The following is a 16,979-nucleotide window of genomic DNA, read 5'->3' as shown; positions in this document are numbered from 1 at the left end:
CCGCCGCCGGGGCGGTTTCCGCGTCTCCGTAGGCTGTTGGTCGAGACTGCGCCGCAACGCGGGGGAGCCGAAGCGGGCGCCGGTCGTGCCGACGTCCCCGCGCAGGGACCGGCGGCGTCTGCGCTCGCCGCCGGTCGGCTCCGGGTCAGAGCTGCCTGTGCTCACATTCCGGGAACCGTAGACCGAACCACGTCCGGGGGATGTCGGGCGTGTTTCGAGTGCGTGCAATCCTCGTTAACCAGCGCCAGGTGCGGCGTCGTCGGGCGGCTGGAGGATGATGGGACGATGCGCATCCGCGAGGTCGAGATCTCCGACGACATGATCAGGTTGGGCCAGTTCCTCAAGCTGGCGGGCTTGGCCGACAACGGTGCGCACGCCCGTGACCTGGTCGAATCGGAAGAGGTCACGGTGAACGGCCGGCTGGAGACGCGGCGCGGGGCCCAGCTCCACGACGGCGACGTGGTCGCCGTGGCCGGCGAGAAGGCCCGCCTTGTTACCGGACGTTAGCGTCCCGCCGGTTGTCCGCGGATCCGCGTTGTGCACGGGGTGCGGACCGGCTGGAGTCGTGAGCTCGGGATCGCGATGAGCCGGACCGGTGAGGCGCACGGCGGTTCGACCTCCTACCGGGCCGGCCGCGACGTCACCGTGCGCGCCGCTGTCACCGTGCCGGTGATGGAGTCCCTGGCCGCCGGGTCGTGGGTGTCGCCCTCGCCCCCGGGACCGCGGAGCTGGGGCTGGAGCAACGGGTCGAGCCGGCCGTGCGCCGGCTGGCCGCGCACGACGGCTGGCTGCTCGTCCTGGACGACCTGACCGGCCCCGTCGACGCGACCCAGCTCTTGGAGCGCGTGCGCACCGGCACGGTGCTGATCACGTCCCGCCAGGCGGGAGGTTGGCACGGGACGACCGTGGCCGTGGACGTGCTGCCACCCGCCGAAGCGGTCGAACTGCTGGACCGGACCGTGCGGGACCAGTGGCCGGACGCCGTCCTGGCCGATGCCGAACGCCTGTGCGCCGAACCGGGTCGGCTGCCCCTGGCCGTCGAACAGACCGCCGCCTACCCCGCCCAGTCCCGCATCACCCCGAACGCCTACCTCGACCTGCTCCGCCGCTACCCGGCCCGGGTGTTCACCGCGACCGCCGAGGGCGGAGACGCCCAACGCATCGCGGCCCGCGTCTGGCACGTGACGCTGGATCGCCTGGCCGACACCCCGCCGGCGGGCGACCTGCTGCGCCACCTGCTCGGCGATGACGACCCCGACGTGGTGCACTCCCTGGGCAGGCCGGCCGCCTACAGCATGGTCACGTTGACCGCCGACGCGATCGGTGTCCACCGGCTGGTCCAGGCGGTCGCGTTGCACGAGGCGACGTTGGCCGATGCCGAGCGGGTGCTGGGGTCCGACCACCCCACGACCCGGGTGATCCGCTCCAACCTCGAGATCACGAACGTCCGCGGCTGATCACCGCGGTGGGGAGCCCTGGCGGCGGTAGGCCCACTCCTCGTGCCAGCAGTGGGGGTAGACGCCGCGGCGGAAGTAGGTGGTCACGCCGGTGATCGGGGCGGCCGCGCGGTCGTGGTAGAGCAGCCAGTACGGCAGGACGGTGGCGACGACCCAGTTGACCACGACCAGCGGCAGGTAGAACGGGCCGAAGAGGCGTGCCTGGAGCACGTGCACGGCCTCGTGGTCGTCCACGCCCATGGCGATGCCCGCCTGCACCGGGCCGACCGTGGTGGCGAAGCCCTTGATCACGCCGTCACGCAGACCGAGCGTGCCCCGGTGCCGGCTGAACGCCGCGTCCACCCGGTTGCCGCGGGCCAGCGCCCAGGCCAGGAACGCCGCGCCGGCCAGCGTGTTCGGCAGGCTCCACGTGGCGTCCACCACAGCGAGCCCGACGCCGCGACGACCGCACGGGTACAGCCGGGTCCGCCACGCCCACACCCCGTGGAACGCGCCCAGCAGCCCGGCGATCACCCACCCGACGACCACCGGACCATTGTCGCCGGAAAAGTGGCGACGGTCACCCTCGATCGGCCAAGTCCGGCGTAAATGGCGAACCCGGTCACCCGAAGTGCCCGCGCGGTTGCGCCGAATAGCTGCTGCCCCTCTGTGAATGGGTGATGGCGGACCGCCGCGGTGCGGTCTCGTCGACCGGGCCCGAAGTCCTTTCGCACGTATTCCCGTCGAGGTTCGACGGCCGTCGAAAACTCGGTGTAACGGAAGCCGTCCCAGATTCGATGGACGTGGCCGCGCGCCTGGGTGACGGCTCACCGGACACTGTGGACCGGGCCGTCCCGACCTGTGGGCAAGGGTTTCCGGGAACGGTATCGGTGACCCGAAGTCACCTGACGACCCGTGTGGGTGGGCGTCGGGTGTCGCCCTGGGGAATGTTCGCCCGGTCGTCGTTCACTGTCCGTGTAACGCTTGCCCGGCGCGTGACGAATGACGGTTTGGCGAGGCGAGAAATCGCCCGTCGCACATTCGCAGCACACCACGCGGGTCCGTCGGGGATGCCCTGCGCACGAGCACGTCCGGAACCGGCCAACCCGGGGGAGCAGCACGATGAGCGAGCAGGTCCAGCCCACGCGACACAGACCCGTCGCGGGAGTCGGCGCCACCCATCGCACCACCAACCCCACCGTGGGCACCTGGGAGCCCGCCTACCGCTACGGCGTGATCGCCGCCGACGTCCTGTCCACGGTGCTGGTCGTCGTGCTCGCCGGGTTCGTCCTGTCCTCCCGGCACGCCTCGTTCAGCCCGCTGCCGCTGTTCGCGCTGGAAGCCGTCACCGTCGCGGTGGTCATCGGGTCGCTGTTCCTGAACCGGGTGTGGAACCCCATGGTGCTCGGCCAGGGCGCGGAGGAGTTCCGCCGGCTGGGCCGCGGCCTGTTCGGCTCCGTCGTCGCGCTCGGCCTGGGCGCGCTCGCGGCCGACCTGCCGGGTGCCCGCCTGTGGGTGTTCGTGGTGGGACCGGCCGTCGCGCTGGTCGCCTTCCCGGTCCGCTACCTGCTGCGCCGCCCGCTGCACCGCGCCCGCGGCGAGGGCCGCTGCCTGCTGCCGGTGCTGGCCGCGGGCAACCTCGACACCGTCACCGACCTGATCAGCCGCACCCGCCGCGCACCGCACCTGGGCTGGCGCGTGGACGCGGTGTGCACGGTGGACGGCCGCGCCGAGATCGGCCTCGAACTGGACGGCGTGCCGGTCGTGGGCCGGTTCGGCGAGCTGGGCGAGCAGGTCCGCCGCGGCGGCTACCGGATCGTCGCGGTCACCGCCGACGCCTACTGGACGCCGCGCCGGCTGCAACAGCTCGCCTGGGACCTGGAGGGCACCGGCACCGAGATGGTCGTCGCGCCCGCCTTGATGGACTTCGCCGGGCCGCGGCTGCACGTCACCGGTGTGCTCGGGATGCCGCTGCTGCGGGTGAGCGAACCGTCGTTCACCGGTTTCCGCCGCGTGGTCAAGACGGCCGTGGACAAGGTCGGCTCGGCCCTGCTGGTCGCGCTGCTCACCCCGGTGCTGCTGGCCGTCGCTGTGGCGATCATGGTCGACACCCGCGGGCCGGTGCTCTACAAGCAGCGCCGCGTCGGCAAGGACGGCGTGCCGTTCACCATCCTCAAGTTCCGCACCATGGTGACCGACGCCGACGCGCTGCGCGCCAAGCTGCAAGCGGTCAACGAGGGCGCGGGCGTGCTGTTCAAGATGCGCCGCGACCCCCGCGTCACCGCCGTCGGCCGGGTCCTGCGGCGCTACTCGCTGGACGAGCTGCCGCAGCTGTTCAACGTCCTCACCGGCTCGATGTCGCTGGTCGGCCCGAGGCCGCCGCTGCCCGAGGAGAGCGCGAAGTACGGCCCCGACATGCGCCGCCGGCTGCTGGTCAAGCCCGGCCTGACCGGGTTGTGGCAGGTCTCCGGGCGCAGCGACCTGTCGTGGGAGGAGTCCGTGCGGCTCGACCTCCGGTACGTGGAGGAGTGGTCGCTCGCACTGGACGCGTTGATCTTGTGGAAGACCTTCCGCGCCGTGTTCGGCGGTCAGGGGGCCTACTGAGATGAGGGACGAGATGGACCAGCCGATCGGCATCGCCGTCATCGGCGCCGGCTACTGGGGGCCGAACCTGGTGCGCAACGCCCAGGCCACCCCGGGCCTGTCGCTGCGCTACCTGTGCGACCTGGACGTCGAACGGGCCCGGCGCGTGCTGGGCGACTACTCCACCGTCCGGGTCTCCGGTTCGCTGGACGACGTGCTCGCCGATCCCGCGGTCGACGCGGTCGCCATCGCCACCCCGGCGGCCACGCACCTGCCGGTCGCGCTGGCCGCGCTGCGGGCGGGCAAGCACGTGCTGGTGGAGAAGCCGCTGGCGGCGAACTACGCCGACGGCCTGGAACTCGTGCGCGAGGCCGAAGCCCGGGGCCTCACGCTCATGCTCGACCACACCTTCGTCTACACGCCGACCGTCCAGCACCTGCGCCACCTCGTCCGCGGCGGCGAGATCGGCACCGTGCAGTACCTCGACTCGGTGCGGGTCAACCTCGGCCTGGTGCAGCCGGACGTCGACGTGTTCTGGGACCTCGCGCCGCACGACCTGTCGATCTTCGACGCGATCCTGCCCGACGGGGTGCGCGTGGCGCGGGTCGCCGCGCACGGCTCGGACCCGATCGGCGCGGGCCGCGCGTGCGTCGGCCACCTGACGCTGGAGCTGTCCGACGGCGTGCTGGCCCACGTGCACGTGAACTGGCTGTCGCCGACCAAGATCCGCACCATGATCGTCGGCGGCTCCCGCCGCACGGTCGTGTGGGACGACCTGAACGCCGTGCAGCGGCTGTCCGTGCACGACCGGGGCGCCGACCGCATCGAGGACGACGAGGACCGCCACCAGGCGATCATCTCCTACCGGCGCGGCGACACCGTCGCGCCCGCGCTGCCGGAGAAGGAGGCGCTGCGCGGGATGATGGCGGAGTTCGCCGCCGCGATCACCGAGAAGCGCGCGCCCCTCACCGACGGCTGGTCGGGCCTGCGCGTGCTCGCCACCCTCGAAGCCGCCTCGGCGAGCCTCGCCGCGGGCGGGGAGTTCGTCACCGTCGCGCGGGTCGACGCACCCGCGTTGGCCACCGCGTGACCCAGCAGATGGAAGGAACGAGCACCATGTCGGACGCGGCCCAGCCGATCACCGGCCAGCGCGCCCTCGTCACCGGAGGGGCGGGCACCATCGGCTCCGCGGTGGTGGACCAGCTGCTCGCCGCCGGTGCCGCCGAAGTCGTCGTGCTGGACAACTTCGTCCGCGGCCGCCGGCAGAACCTGGCCGACGCCGCCGCGCTCGCGGGCGACCGGCTCACCGTGGTCGAGGGCGACATCAACGACCGGGCCCTGCTGGCCGAGCTGAGCACGGGCACCGACCTGGTGTTCCACCTCGCCGCCATCCGGATCACCCAGTGCGCCGAGGAACCGCGGCTCGCGCTGGAGTGCCTGGTCGACGGCACGTTCACGGTGGTCGAGGCCGCCGCCGCGGCGGGCGTGAAGAAGGTGGTCGCCTCCTCGTCGGCGTCGGTCTACGGGCTGGCCGAGCAGTTCCCGACCACCGAGCGGCACCACCCGTACAACAACGACACGTTCTACGGCGCGGCCAAGGCGTTCAACGAGGGCATGCTGCGCAGCTTCCACGCCATGCACGGCCTGGACTACGTGGCGCTGCGCTACTTCAACGTCTACGGCCCGCGGATGGACGCGCACGGCAAGTACACCGAGGTGCTGATCCGCTGGATGGAGCGCATCGCCGACGGCAAGCCGCCGCTGATCTTCGGCGACGGCGCGCAGACCATGGACTTCGTGCACGTGCACGACATCGCCCGCGCGAACGTCCTCGCGGCCAAGGCGCCCGTGACCGACGAGGTCTACAACATCGCCAGCGCGCGCGAGACCAGCCTCAAGGAGCTGGCGCACGCCCTGCTCGAGGCGATGGACTCCGACCTTCCACTGGAGCACGGCCCGGAGCGCGCGGTCAACGGCGTCACGCGCCGGCTCGCCGACATCTCCGCCGCCGCCCGCGACCTCGGCTGGAAGCCCGACATCGAGCTGGTGGACGGCCTGCGCGGGCTGGTGGCGTGGTGGCGGTCGGCGATGGCGGAGGTGTCGCGGTGATCCCGGTCATGAAGCCGTGGCTCGGCCCGGAGGAAGCGGAGGCGGCGTCGGCCGCCGTGCTGTCCGGCTGGGTGGCGCAGGGACCGAAGGTCGCCGCGTTCGAGGACGCCTTCGCGCGCCGCGTCGCCGCCCTGCACGCCGTGGCCGTGTCGTCGTGCACGACCGCGTTGCACGTCGCGCTGCACCTGCTCGACGTGCGGGCGGGCGACGAGGTCGTGGTGCCGTCGCTGTCGTTCATCGCCACCGCCAACGCGGTGCGCTACTGCGGTGCCACGCCGGTGTTCGCCGACGTGGAGCCGGAGACCGGCAACCTGTCCGCGGCGACCGTCGAGGCGGTGCTCACCGAGCGGACCCGCGCGGTGATCCTGGTGCACCAGGCGGGCGTGCCCGCCGACGTCGACGCGATCCGCGCGCTGTGCGGTCCGCGCGGCGTCACGGTGGTGGAGGACGCCGCGTGCGCCGCCGGGGCGACCTACCGGGGCGTGCCGGTCGGCGCGGACGCCGAGATGGCCGCGTGGTCGTTCCACCCGCGCAAGCTGATCACCACCGGTGAGGGCGGGATGCTCACCACGAACCGCGCCGAGTGGGCGACCAGGGCCAAGCGCCTGCGCGAGCACGGCATGAGCGTGAGCGCGGCCGAGCGGCACAGCGGCGGCGGCGCGGTCGTGGAGAGCTACCTGGAGACCGCGTTCAACTACCGGATGACCGACATCCAGGCCGCGGTCGGGTTGGTCCAGCTGTCCAAACTGGACGCGATCGTGCGGCGCCGGCGCGAGTTGGCGGCGCGCTACCACGAGCTGCTCGCCGAGGAGCTGGGCGCCGACGTGCCGGGGCTGCGCGCGGTGCGCGACCCGGAGCACGGCACGACGAACTACCAGTCGTTCTGGGTCATGCTCCCCGACGAGGTCGCGGTGACCCGCAACGACGTGCTGGCGCGCCTGGCCGAGCGGGGCGTGTCGGCGCGGCGGGGGATCATGGCCGCGCACCTGGAGCCGGCGTACGCGGGGCACCCGCACGTCGGGCTTCCGGTCACGGAAGCGTTCACCACCAGGTCGCTGATCCTCCCGCTCTACCACGACCTCACCGCCGAGGAGCAGGTCACCGTGGTGGGCGAGCTCAAAGCGGCGCTGCGGCTGCCGCTCCCGTCGCACTGAAGAGCGCGTCGGACACAGCCTGCGTTCGGCGGTGCGGATCCTTCCGTTGTGGTGTAACGCGAAGCCGGCTTCCAGCGACGATCGGAGCAACGAGGCTCCGCTGGTCGATGCAGTGCGCACGCGATCACCACCCGTCACCACAGCTTGTGTTCGAAAGGTGCAACCATGACCGCCGACCGGAAGCGGGCCAGACCCGTTCTCGCGGTGACCCTGCTGCGCTTGGCGGTGGTGGCCGCCCTCGTGGCGTCCACCATCGCGGTCGTCGGTCTGCTGCGCGCCCCCGAGGCCGCCGCCGCGCCGTGCGACGTGCCCGTGGTCAACAAGGTGGCGTGCGAGAACACCAAGCCCGGCACCCCCGACTGGCAGGTGTCCTACCGGGACGACGGCATCCTCGGCTACACCACCGACATCAGCGCCACCCCCGGCGGCCGGGTCGACTTCAAGATGCTCACCAGCGCGTCGTCCTACTACATCGACATCTACCGCCTCGGGTACTACGGCGGCGTCGGCGCGCGGTTCCAGGAGCGGATCACGCGCAATTCGGCGCAGAACCAGCCGCCGTGCCTGCGCGGCGAGGACGGCAGCGCGTTGATCGACTGCGGCAACTGGGCCGTGTCGCTGAGCTGGAACGTGCCGCCGACCGCGGTCTCCGGCCTGTACTACGCGCGCACCCACCGCAACGACAACGGCGCGGAGAACGAGATCGTCTTCGTCGTCCGCGACGACGCCAGCACCTCGAAGATCCTCTTCCAGACCTCCGACTCGACCTGGGTGGCCTACAACCGCTACGGCGGCAACAGCCTGTACTTCGGTGACGGCCCCGGCCAGGGCGGGCAGGCGTACAAGGTCAGCTACAACCGCCCGTACACCGGCGGCGACGGCGACGACAACTTCATCTTCAACGCCGAGTACCCGATGCTGCGCTTCCTGGAGGCCAACGGGTACGACGTGAGCTACACCACCGACGCCGACTCGGCCCGGCGCGGTCACCTGATCAAGAACCACCAGGTGTTCATGGCCGTCGGCCACGACGAGTACTGGTCGGAGGAGCAGCGCGCCAACGTCGAGGCGGCCCGGGACACGGGCGTGCACCTGGCGTTCCTCACCGGCAACGAGATCTTCTGGAAGCACCGGTGGGAGAAGAGCATCAGCACCCCCGCCACCCAGCCGAACGACTGGCGCACCATCGCCTGCTACAAGGAGACCAAGGGCACCCAGAACGACGGCCTGAGTGACTGGACCGGCACCTGGCGCGACCCGCGCTACCCCGACCAGGACGGCGGGAAGCCGGAGAACGCGCTGCTGGGCAACATCTTCACCGTCAACGGCCGCCGCGAGGACTCGCTCCAGGTCCCGGCCGCCTACGGCAGGATGCGGTTGTGGCGGCACACGTCGTTGCAGGACATGGCCGCCGGCACCACCTACACGTTCCAGCCCGGCACGCTCGGCTACGAGTGGAACTCGGTCGAGGACAACGGCCACCAGCCGCCCGGCGTCGCGCAGCTGTCGCGCACCACGGTGGACATGCCCGAGGGCCCGTACGTGCTGCAGAACCACGGCGACCTCTACACCCCGGACACCAAGACCCACGCCATCACCTACTACAAGCACGCGAGCGGGGCCCTCGTGTTCGGCGCGGGCACCGTGCAGTGGGCGTGGGGCGTGGACGACGAGCACGCGTTCCTCACCAACACGCCGACCTCCGACGTGCGGATGAAGCAGGCCACGGTCAACTTCCTCGCCGACATGGGCGTGCAGGCGACCACGTTGCAGGCCGGTCTGACGCAGGCGACCAAGAGCACCGACTCCCAGGCGCCGGCGGTCGCGTTCACCAGCGTGCCGCCGATCTCGACCGTCGGCGCGCCGTACACGTTCTCCGGCACGGTGTCCGACCTCGGCGGCCAAGTCGGCGGCGTCGAGGTGTCCACCGACGGCGGCGACCGCTGGCACCCGGCGGTGTGGCAGGCCGGGCAGACGGCGTGGAGCTACACCTACACGCCGAGCAAGTCCGGGCCCGCGAGCCTGCGCGTGCGCGCGGTGGACGACTCGGCGAACCTGTCCACCCCCGTGGTGGCCACGCCCGGCGTGAACCCGCGCACCTGCCCGTGCGGCCTGTGGACCAACGCCGACACCCCCGACGTGCCCGACAGCGGTGACGCCTCGCCGCTGGAGCTGGGCGTGAAGTGGCGCGCCAACGGCGACGGCTACGTGCGCGGCGTGCGGTTCTACAAGGGGCCGGGCAACACCGGCACGCACACCGGCACCCTGTGGGACGAGAACGGCAACCAACTGGCCACCGGCACGTTCACCGGCGAGACCGCGAACGGCTGGCAGACGCTCACGTTCGCGCAACCCGTGGCGGTCACCGGCGGCGTCACGTACGTCGTGTCGTACTTCGCGCCCAACGGGCACTACTCGTACGACCTGGAGTACTTCTTCCAGCAGCCTCGCTACCTCGAACCGCTCACCGGCCCGAAGAACGGCGATGACGGCCCGAACGGCCTGTTCCGGTTCGGCGGGCCGGGCTTCCCGACCCAGTCGCACTGGGGCAGCAACTACTGGGTGGACGTGGTGTGGGCCCCGGACCCCGGCCCCGACCAGCGCGCGCCGCTGCTCGTGTCCACCACGCCGGTCGACGGCGAGGGCACGGTCGCGCTCACCCCGGTGGTCTCCGCGACCTACGACGAGGCGATCGCACCCGGTTCCGCCCAGTTCACCGTGACCGGGCCGAACGGCGCGGTGTCCGGCTCCTCCGCGCTGTCGAACGAGAACCGGACCGTGACGTTCACGCCGAGCCAGGCGCTGACCCCGAACACGGGCTACACCGTGGCACTGCGCGTGTCGGACGCGGCGGGCAACCAGACGCCGCAGTCGACGTGGACGTTCACCACCGGTGCGACCCGGCCCGCGACGTGCCCGTGCACGATCTGGGACGACTTCGCCCGACCCGCCGTGTACGCCGCGAACGACACCACGCCGATCGAGGTGGGCACCAAGGTCCGCTTCAACGGCAAGGGCGAGGTGCTGGGCGTCCGGTTCTTCAAGGGCACCGGCAACACCGGCACGCACACCGGCTCGCTGTGGTCGTCCACCGGCCTGCTCCTGGCCACCGGCACGTTCACCGACGAGACCGCGAGCGGCTGGCAGAAGCTGACGTTCGCGGCACCGGTGGTCGTGCAGGCCAACACCACCTACGTCGTGTCCTACTACGCGCCGAACGGCCGTTACTCGGTCAGCCCCGGCAACTTCACGGGCCAGGGCGCGAGCCACGCGGGCCTGCGCGCGCTCGCCGACGGCGTCGACGGGCCCAACGGCGTGTACCGCTACGGCAGCGGCGGCGGGTTCCCCACGGCGTCGTACAACGCGACGAACTACTGGGTCGACGTCGTCTACCGCAACGGCCTCAACGGCGACACCACCCCCCCGGTGACGACCAACCGGGCCCCGGCGGTCGACGCGACGAACGTCGTCGCCACCACACCGGTGACGGTGACGTTCAGCGAACCCGTCGACCCGGCCAGCGCGCAGATCTGGCTGACCGACCCGCGCGGCGTGCAGCTGACCGGTTCGGTGTCGCTGTCCGGCGACCAGCGGACCGTCACCTGGACGCCGTCGGGCAAGCTCATGCCGGCCACCCGGTACACCGCGAGCGCGCTGATCGCCGACGTCAACGGCAACCCGATGCCCGCACCGGTGACGTGGTCGTTCACCACCGCCGCGGCGGTGATCTGCCCGTGCTCGCTGTTCAGCCCGGCGACCGTGCCCACGGTCACCTCGGCCGACGACGGCGGCGCCTACGAGCTGGGAGTGCGGTTCACCCCGACCGCGGGCGGCCGCATCACCGGCGTCAAGTTCTACAAGGGCGCGGGCAACACCGGCACGCACACCGGCACGCTGTGGTCGCCGAGCGGCCAGCAGCTCGCCACCGGCACGTTCACCGGGGAGACCGCGTCCGGCTGGCAGACGCTGACCTTCACCACGCCGGTGTTCGTGTCCGCGGGCCAGACCTACACCGCCTCGTACACCACGACCACCGGCCACTACGCCGTCGACGCGGGGTACTTCGACGCGTACTCGGTGTCCAGCGGGCCGCTGAGCGCGCCGTCGGGCCTGGACGGCGGCAACGGCGTCTACCGGGCGGGCGCGGGCCACCCGACGAACTCGTACGCGGGCGGCAACTACTGGGTCGACGTCGTGTTCCTGCCCAACGACGACAACACCCCGCCGGTCGTCAACGGGCGCACGCCGCTCGACGGCGCCGGCGAGGTGGCCCGCACGTCGCCGCTGACCGCGGCGTTCGACGAGCCGGTGGACCTCAGCACGGCCCAGTTCTCGCTCGCCGACTCCGGTGGCGCGAAGATCGCGGGCACGCTGTCGCTGTCGGCCAACCAACAGCAGGTGACCTGGACGCCGGCCGCGCCGCTGGGCGGCGGGATGACCTATACGGCGAGCCTGCGCATCGCCGACGTCTACGGCAACTTGATGACCTCGCCCACCACGTGGTCGTTCACCACGACCACGGCCGGGGGCTGCCCGTGCTCGCTGTTCAGCGCGGCGACCGTGCCCACCGTGGCGGCGGCCGACGACACGGGCTCCTACGAGCTCGGCGTGCGGTTCGTGCCGTCGGTCAGCGGGTCGGTCACCGGCGTGAAGTTCTACAAGGGCGCGGGCAACACCGGCACGCACACCGGGACGCTGTGGGACGCGGCGGGCAACCCGCTGGCCACCGGCACGTTCGTCGACGAGACGGCCACCGGCTGGCAGACGCTCACGTTCTCCTCGCCGGTGCCCGTGATCGCCGGGACGACCTACGTGGCGTCCTACACCGCGCCGAACGGCCGGTACTCCGTGGACACCGGGTACTTCATGGGCAACGCCGTGACCAGCCCGCCGCTGAGCGCCCCGGCCACCGCCGAGGGCAGCCGCAACGGCGTGTACCGGTCCGGTCCCGGGTTCCCGGAGTCGTCCTACGCGGGCAGCAACTACTGGGTCGACGTCGTGTTCACCACCGGATGAGCGCACCCCGACCGCTGCTGCTGGTGGGTGGCGGCGGACTGGCCCGCGAAGTCCTCGCGGCCGTCCGCCTCCTGCCCTCGCTGTGGCGACCCGTCGGCGCGCTGGACGACGACCCGGCGCGGCACGGCGCGGACCTCGACGGGCTGCCCGTCCTCGGCGGCACGGACCTCGTGCGCTCGACGGACGCGGCGGTCGTGGTGTGCGTCGCCAACGCGCACCGGCCGCGCGGCCGGCTGAACCTGGTCGCCCGGCTCGACCTGTCGGAGGACCGGTGGGCGACGGTGGTGCACCCGGCGGCCTCGGTGGCGGTCGGCGCCGAGGTGGGGCCGGGCTCGGTCCTGCTGGCCGGTGCCGTGGTGACCGCGCCGCTGCGGCTGGGTGCGCACGTCGTGGCCATGCCGCACGTGCTGATCACCCACGACGACGAGGTCGGCGACGGCGTCACGTTCGCCGGCCGCGCGTCGCTGGGCGGGTCCGTGCGGGTGGGCCAGGCCGCGTACCTCGGGCAGGGCAGCGCGGTCCGGGAAGGCGTGACGATCGGCGCGGGGGCGGTGGTGGGCATGGGTTCGGTGGTGCTCGCCGACGTGCCCGCGGGTGAGGTCTGGGCGGGCAACCCCGCCCGGAGACTGCGAGAGGGGAGCGGTTCGTGATCGACATCCCGCTGGTGGACCTGCGCGCCCAGCACGAGCAGGTGGCCGACGAGGTAGCCGACGGCTGGGCGGAGGTGCTCAAGAACACCTCGTTCGTCGGCGGGCGGCAGGTGGGCGAGTTCGAGGCGGAGTTCGCCGCCTACCAGGAGGTGCCGCACTGCGTCGCGGTCGGCAACGGCACCGACGCGATCGAGCTGGCGCTGCGCGCGCTGGACGTCGGTCCGGGCGACGAGTGCGTGCTGCCGGCCAACACGTTCATCGCGACCGCCGGCGCGGTGGCGCGGACCGGCGCGACGCCGGTGCTGGTGGACTGCGTGGCCGAGACCGGGCTGATCGACGTGTCCCTGGTGGCGGAAGCCGTGACACCGCGCACGAAGGCGCTGCTGCCGGTGCACCTGTACGGGCAGGCCGCGCCGGTCGAGGAGCTGCGGTCGTTCGGCGTGCCGATCGTGGAGGACGCGGCGCAGGCGCAGGGCGCGCGGCGGCACGGCGTGGCCGTCGGTGGGCTCGGCGACATCGCGGCGACCAGCTTCTACCCGGGCAAGAACCTCGGCGCGTACGGCGACGGCGGCGCGGTCCTGACCACCTCGGCCGAGCTGGCCTCGGCGGTGCGGCTGCTGCGCGAGCACGGGTCGCCGCGCAAGTACGAGCACTCGGTGGTCGGCTTCAACAGCCGGCTGGACACGCTGCAGGCCGTGGTGCTGTCGGCGAAGCTGCGGCGGCTCGAGGGCTGGAACGAGCTGCGCCGCGCGGCGGCGGACCGCTACTCGGCGCTGCTCGCCGACGTGCCGGGCGTGGCGCTGCCGGTGGTGCTGGAGGGCAACGTGCCGGTGTGGCACCTGTACGTCGTGCGCGTGCCGTCCCGGGACCGCGTGCTGGCGTCGTTGCACGAGGCGGGGATCGGCGCGGGCATCCACTACCCGACGCCGGTGCACCTGACCGGTGCGTACGTGCACCTGGGGCACGCGCCGGGCGACTTCCCGGTCAGCGAGGCGGTGGCGGGGGAGATCGTGTCGCTGCCGCTGTTCCCGGAGATCACGGTGGCGCAGCAGGAGCGCGTGGTGGCGGCGCTGGCGGAGGCCGTGCGATGAGCGACGTCTTCGTGCACCCGAAGGGGCTGTGCGAGAGCTCGGACGTGGGTGACGGCACGCGCGTGTGGGCGTTCGCGCACGTGCTGCCGGGCGCCCGGATCGGCCGGGACTGCAACATCTGCGACGGCGCGTTCGTCGAGGGCCGGGCGGTGCTGGGCGACCGCGTGACGGTGAAGAACGGCACCCTGGTGTTCGACGGCGTGGTGTGCGAGGACGAGGTGTTCCTCGGCCCGAACGTCCTGTTCACCAACGACCTGCGGCCGCGTGCCGCGATCAGGCGCACCGGTGACGCCCTGCTCCCCACCGTGGTCCGGCGCGGCGCGACCCTGGGCGCGGGCACCGTGGTCGTGTGCGGCGTGGAGATCGGCGAGCACGCCTTCGCCGCCGCCGGCTCCGTGATCACCAAGGACGTCCCGGCCCACGCCTTCGTCGCCGGCAACCCCGCCACCCTCAAGGGCTGGGTCTGCACCTGCGGCCAACGCCTGGACTCCACCTCCACCTGCCCCGACTGCCACACCCACCACCCCCACCTCGCTTAACCCCTCGCGAGAGTCGAACCCCCAGGTCCCGCGTGTCGAACCCCCAGGACCCGAGAGTCCTACGTCCAGGACCCCCGAGTTCAACGCTCAGAACACGCGACCTGGGCGTTCACGCTTCCCGGGTCGCCGGATCGAGCGCCGCACGGCGACGCTCCTCCTTGGCCACCCGCAGCAACGCCCCCGTCACGCCGATCATGGTGAACACCAGACCGGTCGCCACGCCGAACCCCAGCAGGTCGAACGTCACCGAAGCGATCCCGCCCGCCACCACACCCGCCACCAGGGCACTGGCCAGGCTCCGCAACTGCTCGTCCTCGCTGATCATCCGCACCCGGATCGCCGCGAACGCCGCCGCCAGGAACATCCCGATCAACGCGAACAGCCCCAGGTAGCCGTTCTCGATCAACGTCAGCAGGAACTGGTTGTCCAGGATCGTGTACTTCGTCGGCAGGTACGTCCCGAACCCCCGACCCAGCAACGGGTTCAGGTCGATCTGCTCCCACGCCGCCTCGTAGTCCGCCGTGCGCGCCTTCACGCTCGGGTCGTCCTCGATGTTGGAGAACATGCCCCGCAACGTGCCGAACAGGCCCGGCACCACCAGGCTCGCCCCGAGGAACGACCCGCCGCCCACCACCGCCGTGGTGATCTTCCGCCGCCGCGGCAACGTCATGATCATGATCAGCGCGCCCACCGCCATGCCCAGCAACGCCGTCCGCGACAACGACGTCAGCGCGCCCAGCCCCACCAGCGCCAGGCACGCCGCCCACCGCACGTGCGGCGTGCCGTCGTCCCGCGCCTTGAACAGGTAGTGCACGCCCAGCGGCACGGCCATCGCGCACACCAGCCCGAACTCGATCGGGTGGTTCGTGGTGCCGGTCGGCCGCCGGAAGATCGACCGCGCCTCCATCGCCGAGTACCCGTTGTCCTGCACCCGCAGCCCCGGCAGCGACACGTACGACGCGAGGTCGACGCCCAGCCCGAACTGCACCAGCCCCACGAACGCGATCACCGCCGCGCACGCCAGCAGCAGCCGCAGCACCCGGTCCAGCCGCTCCTTGGTGCGCACGGCGTCGCACACGAACACCGCCACCGCGATCATGGACGTGATCCGGATGATGCTGCTGTCGGCCACGGTCAGCTCGTCGGTCGGCAGCCACCGCCGCGTCGCCACGCCGTAGGTCGCCAGCTGCGACGCCAGGTACAGCGCCACGGCCGTGCGCACGACGTTGCGCCCCTTGCCCATGCCCACGGTGTCCACCATCTGCCCGGACACCCACAGCACGCCCAGCAGCAGCGCCACCACCAACGCGGGCGGCAGGGTCATCGGCACGAACGACAGCACCAGCCGGGCCGGGATGATCAACAGCGCCAGCAGGAACAGGCTCACCAGCGTCGCGCCGTCCGCCCGCCGCCGCACGGGCAGGAACGGCTCCGCCACGGTCAAGGCTGGTCGTCGCCGGTCGGCCACGCGGGCGCGCCCGGCCGGCCGGTGCGCGGACCGGGCGCCGCGATCTTCACCGTCTGCTCGCTGGCCGTCGGCTGCGGGCGGCGGACCGGCGGACCGGGCGGACGGCGTGGCGCGCCGTTGGCGGGCGGCGGCGGTGGGGGACCGGTCGGAGCCGGAGCCGGGGCTGAAACCGGAGCCGGAGCCGGAGCGGCGGCCTCGGGCGCTTCGGTCGGAGCCGGCTTGCCCTCCCGGGCCTCACGCCGACGGCGCAGGTGGTTGAGCACGCTGTCCCCGCCGAACGTCGCCGCCGTCGTCAACAGCATCAACAGCACGAACGCCGCGCCCGCGTACCGGACCTTGCCACCGATCTGCGCCTCCGCCGCGGTCGGGTTCACGATCACCTGCGAGGTGATGAACGTCGACGCGGGCGCCTTCAACGCGGTCTGCTGCTTGTCCAGCTCCTTGGTGGCGAACTCCATCACCGTGGTCACCAGCCGCTCGGCCGCCTCCGGCGTGCTGCCGTCGGCGGTCACGAACAGGAACGGCCCGCTCATGCCGCCGCCCGCCGCGGTGAAGTTCTCGGTCGACTCCTTGTCCAGGCCCAGCGACTCCTTGCGGGTCTTCGGGTCGGCCAGGATCTGCGCCAGGATCTGCGCGGTGGTGGTGAGGCTGCCGTCGAACGCCAGCAGCGGGTTGACCTGCACCGCGTCCTCCGGCGACAGCTTCTCCGAGAACGTGCCGCCGGACGCGGGCGAGGTGAGCACCATGACCCCGGAGGACTGGTAGCGCGTCGGGATGGACAGGAACACGCCGGCGGCCACCGCGACCGCCGTGACCGCCGCCGGCAGGGCGATGTACCACCGCCTGCGCAGCGTTCGCACAGCGCCCCAGAAGTCCATCCGCTCCCCGATCCACGTTTACCCCGCGTGTGTGCGCGCACGGTGTTGTTACTCT

Annotated in this window: 13 protein-coding genes; 10 read left to right on the top strand and 3 right to left on the bottom strand. The window is 72.2% G+C overall.

Translation table 11 applies throughout. The features are described 5' to 3' along the window. The first annotated feature begins 285 nt into the window (after positions 1-285). Entirely contained in the window at positions 286-507 is a 222-nt protein-coding gene (locus tag FHX81_RS09520) for an RNA-binding S4 domain-containing protein (protein WP_141977030.1), read from the top strand. A 188-nt stretch (positions 508-695) separates the two neighbouring features. After that, positions 696-1,457, top strand: coding sequence for a hypothetical protein (locus FHX81_RS09515; protein WP_141977028.1), 762 nt, complete (start codon positions 696-698; stop codon positions 1,455-1,457). Here the strand turns inward: FHX81_RS09515 and FHX81_RS09510 are convergent, their stop codons facing one another. Then, entirely contained in the window at positions 1,458-1,985 is a 528-nt protein-coding gene (locus tag FHX81_RS09510) for a glycine zipper family protein (protein WP_141977026.1), read from the bottom strand. 573 nt (positions 1,986-2,558) lie between these two features. On the opposite strand from FHX81_RS09510, the gene FHX81_RS09505 reads away from it, so the two are divergent. The 8 genes from FHX81_RS09505 (at position 2,559) to FHX81_RS09470 (ending at position 14,578) form a co-directional block, all read left to right on the top strand. Beyond that, the gene (locus FHX81_RS09505; protein WP_141977023.1) at positions 2,559-4,040 is read left to right on the top strand and encodes a sugar transferase; all 1,482 of its coding nucleotides are present in this window, start codon (positions 2,559-2,561) and stop codon (positions 4,038-4,040) included. A 13-nt stretch (positions 4,041-4,053) separates the two neighbouring features. Next, positions 4,054-5,109 (top strand): Gfo/Idh/MocA family protein, encoded by a 1,056-nt coding sequence (locus FHX81_RS09500; protein WP_141977021.1) that lies wholly within the window; start codon positions 4,054-4,056, stop codon positions 5,107-5,109. A 26-nt stretch (positions 5,110-5,135) separates the two neighbouring features. After that, positions 5,136-6,128: an NAD-dependent epimerase/dehydratase family protein gene (locus FHX81_RS09495; RefSeq protein WP_141977019.1), complete on the top strand. Its 993-nt coding sequence runs from the start codon at positions 5,136-5,138 to the stop codon at positions 6,126-6,128. Then, positions 6,125-7,282, top strand: a complete 1,158-nt coding sequence (locus FHX81_RS09490; protein ID WP_246107718.1) for a DegT/DnrJ/EryC1/StrS family aminotransferase — start codon at positions 6,125-6,127, stop codon at positions 7,280-7,282. The genes FHX81_RS09495 and FHX81_RS09490 overlap by 4 nt, the downstream gene beginning before the upstream one ends. Before the next feature lie 165 nt (positions 7,283-7,447). Then, positions 7,448-12,298: a DUF4082 domain-containing protein gene (locus FHX81_RS09485; RefSeq protein WP_141977017.1), complete on the top strand. Its 4,851-nt coding sequence runs from the start codon at positions 7,448-7,450 to the stop codon at positions 12,296-12,298. Continuing rightward, entirely contained in the window at positions 12,295-12,948 is a 654-nt protein-coding gene (locus tag FHX81_RS09480; RefSeq protein WP_141977015.1) for a NeuD/PglB/VioB family sugar acetyltransferase, read from the top strand. Before FHX81_RS09485 ends, FHX81_RS09480 begins: the two co-directional genes overlap by 4 nt. Continuing rightward, entirely contained in the window at positions 12,945-14,039 is a 1,095-nt protein-coding gene (locus FHX81_RS09475) for a DegT/DnrJ/EryC1/StrS family aminotransferase (RefSeq protein ID WP_141977013.1), read from the top strand. Before FHX81_RS09480 ends, FHX81_RS09475 begins: the two co-directional genes overlap by 4 nt. Next, positions 14,036-14,578: an acyltransferase gene (locus tag FHX81_RS09470; RefSeq protein WP_141977011.1), complete on the top strand. Its 543-nt coding sequence runs from the start codon at positions 14,036-14,038 to the stop codon at positions 14,576-14,578. Before FHX81_RS09475 ends, FHX81_RS09470 begins: the two co-directional genes overlap by 4 nt. A gap of 109 nt (positions 14,579-14,687) precedes the next feature. On the opposite strand, the gene FHX81_RS09465 is transcribed toward FHX81_RS09470, so the two are convergent. Together FHX81_RS09465 and FHX81_RS41225 are read right to left on the bottom strand one after the other, a co-directional pair. After that, on the bottom strand, positions 14,688-16,016 hold the full coding sequence (locus FHX81_RS09465; RefSeq protein WP_246108239.1) for an O-antigen ligase family protein: 1,329 nt from the start codon (positions 16,014-16,016) through the stop codon (positions 14,688-14,690). A gap of 2 nt (positions 16,017-16,018) precedes the next feature. Further along, positions 16,019-16,924 carry a hypothetical protein gene (locus FHX81_RS41225; protein ID WP_211363441.1) on the bottom strand — a complete coding sequence of 302 codons (906 nt, stop codon included), beginning with the start codon at positions 16,922-16,924 and terminating at the stop codon, positions 16,019-16,021. Positions 16,925-16,979: the final 55 nt, after the last annotated feature.

This window comes from Saccharothrix saharensis (assembly GCF_006716745.1).
In the GTDB taxonomy this organism is placed as follows: Bacteria; Actinomycetota; Actinomycetes; order Mycobacteriales; family Pseudonocardiaceae; genus Actinosynnema; species Actinosynnema saharense.
Note: the sequence above shows the minus strand (reverse complement) of the source record. Positions and strands in the feature narration are given on the sequence as shown.

Bases quoted from the DNA above. Each gene is read 5' to 3' on its own strand.
- FHX81_RS09520 (WP_141977030.1), top strand. From the start codon at position 286: ATGCGCATCCGCGAGGTCGAGATCTCCGACGACATGATCAGGTTGGGC.
- FHX81_RS09505 (WP_141977023.1), top strand. From the start codon at position 2,559: ATGAGCGAGCAGGTCCAGCCCACGCGACACAGACCCGTCGCGGGAGTC.
- FHX81_RS09500 (WP_141977021.1), top strand. From the start codon at position 4,054: ATGGACCAGCCGATCGGCATCGCCGTCATCGGCGCCGGCTACTGGGGG.
- FHX81_RS09495 (WP_141977019.1), top strand. From the start codon at position 5,136: ATGTCGGACGCGGCCCAGCCGATCACCGGCCAGCGCGCCCTCGTCACC.
- FHX81_RS09485 (WP_141977017.1), top strand. From the start codon at position 7,448: ATGACCGCCGACCGGAAGCGGGCCAGACCCGTTCTCGCGGTGACCCTG.
- FHX81_RS09480 (WP_141977015.1), top strand. From the start codon at position 12,295: ATGAGCGCACCCCGACCGCTGCTGCTGGTGGGTGGCGGCGGACTGGCC.
- FHX81_RS09470 (WP_141977011.1), top strand. From the start codon at position 14,036: ATGAGCGACGTCTTCGTGCACCCGAAGGGGCTGTGCGAGAGCTCGGAC.
- FHX81_RS41225 (WP_211363441.1), bottom strand. From the start codon at position 16,924: ATGGACTTCTGGGGCGCTGTGCGAACGCTGCGCAGGCGGTGGTACATC.